At 54.0% G+C, this 2,007-nt stretch carries 1 protein-coding gene; it reads left to right on the top strand.

The window, feature by feature from the left end:
• The first annotated feature begins 136 nt into the window (after positions 1–136).
• On the top strand, positions 137–1,681 hold the full coding sequence (locus ACRC1E_RS13195) for a Fic family protein (RefSeq protein ID WP_438515551.1): 1,545 nt from the start codon (positions 137–139) through the stop codon (positions 1,679–1,681).
• Positions 1,682–2,007: the final 326 nt, after the last annotated feature.

The following is a 2,007-nucleotide window of genomic DNA, read 5'->3' as shown; positions in this document are numbered from 1 at the left end:
CCTATCGAGGTGTCTGTGATTATTAAACCACTACAGCTAGACGTGGTTGGCTGTGCATAGTCACGGCTCTAGTTGTAACTATTTTTTCTAAAAATAGTCATAATGTAATCGTTTCAGTAACGGGATAAACAAAACGATGCCCACTATCGGCTACCAATGGCTTGCCAAGGCCTACGACATCGACCCAGTCCATCCGTTTGCCGTGCAAAGCACCATCGGTAGCTCACGCACGACAGTGCTGGAGAATGACCTCCGACGAGAGGTCTATCCAGAGAGTTACCGGCCAGCCGAAACACTGAAGGATCAGCTAACGTTTGCGCTCAAGCATGAAGAAGTACACCTCGAATTTTTAAGCAGGCTATTTCAACGGCCTGCGGTCAAAGAGGCGCTAACTGGTTGGATCCATGCTGAGCCCACCGGCGCCTACGCCAGACGCGCCGGCTTCCTGTATGAATGGCTGGCAGGGAGGCTGCTTGATTTTGCAGGCGTAGCGCGTGGCAATTATGTGGATGCGCTGGATAGCAAGCGCTATCTGACGGGAGCCCCGATCAACAACCCGCGTTGGCGGGTACGGGACAACTTGCCAGGCAATCGCGATTTCTGCCCTATAGTCCGGCGTACGGATGCTATCAGACAGGCTGAGGCATACGACATCGCGGCTAAGCTAGTTGAATTAGAGGACGATTACGGTGTGGATCTGATCCTGCGCAGCACGGTATGGCTGACAGTCAAGGAAAGCCGAGCCAGCTTCCAGATCGAACGAGAGCAAGGGCAAGAAGACCGCATCCGTCGCTTTGCGGCGGTAATGGAAAGGGAGTGCGGCCGTCACGATGACCCTTTTGCGCCTGAAACACTTACCAGCCTACAGCGAGGCATCTTAGGCGAATCGGCATTACGCTATGGCTTACGTCGATCTCCTGTATTTGTTGGCCACACATCACACTACCAACCGGTAGTCGATTATATTGCGCCACATTGGGACGATACTGTGCCGATGCTGGGTGGTTTGTCAGTCTTCCTGAGCCGTACGCAAGCTCAGGCATCCTTACTGAGGGCGGCGGTAGCCTCCTTCGGCTTTGTATACGTGCACCCTATGGCGGACGGCAATGGCCGGATTTCACGCTTCCTGATCAACGATGTACTGCGGCGGGATGGCCAGGTGCCTGCTCCCATTATTTTGCCTGTCTCTGCCACCATCACCCACAGCACACGCAACCGGGCGGACTACAACCGGGTGCTGGAACGCTTCTCGCGTCCACTGCTACAGCGCTACAACCAACACTACCGCTTTGCCGAAAGCATTGAGGCAGAAGACGGCGTGGTCTTCAACTTTCACTTTGATGCGTACGAAGACGCGCGCCCGGCTTGGGCTTACCCGGACCTGACCGCCCATGTGGCGTATCTGGCTCATGTGATCGACCAGACCCTGAGCTTGGAAATGCGAGACGAAGCCCGCTTTCTGCAAGCCAATGAACGTGCCCGCCAAGCGATCAAACAAGTACTGGAAGCTCCGGATAACGACTTGGATGTGATCATCCGTAGCGTGCGCGAAAACGGTAATAGCATCTCCAACAAGCTGATCAAGCGCTATCGCTTGCTGGAACAAAGCCCAGCCCTGGCCGAGCATATCGTCGCGGCCATTATCGATGCGTTTTCAGAAGCCGTGTCACCTGTACGCTGATGCAGTGAATCTTAGAAGCAGTTTGGCTCTTCGTCGTTTCACTACGGTAAAAATGGATGACTGATCCCCCAAGAATCGAGTATCTACCTGTGTTTTCTAAGGGCGCAGGCGGGTAAACAATATGGGGGCAGTCATCCCGGTGGGAATTTTGGGGTACGAGGGGCAATTGATCAAGGAAGTTCGGCAGGATGAAGGGGGGGCGAACAAAAACTTGGACTTCTTGGAGGTAGTCCATGTACTCATACGAAGACCGTATCCGCGCGGTTGAGCTTTATGCATCCAACTGCCACCCCAACTCACCGGACAAACATGCCAGCACATGATGT

The sequence above is a fragment of the Craterilacuibacter sp. genome (genome assembly GCF_051659485.1).
Classification (GTDB): Bacteria; Pseudomonadota; Gammaproteobacteria; order Burkholderiales; family Chromobacteriaceae; genus Craterilacuibacter.
Note: the sequence above shows the minus strand (reverse complement) of the source record. Positions and strands in the feature narration are given on the sequence as shown.

What these genes read in the sequence shown, in the direction of transcription:
- ACRC1E_RS13195 (WP_438515551.1), top strand. Translation starts at nt 137, where the DNA reads ATGCCCACTATCGGCTACCAATGGCTTGCCAAGGCCTACGACATCGAC.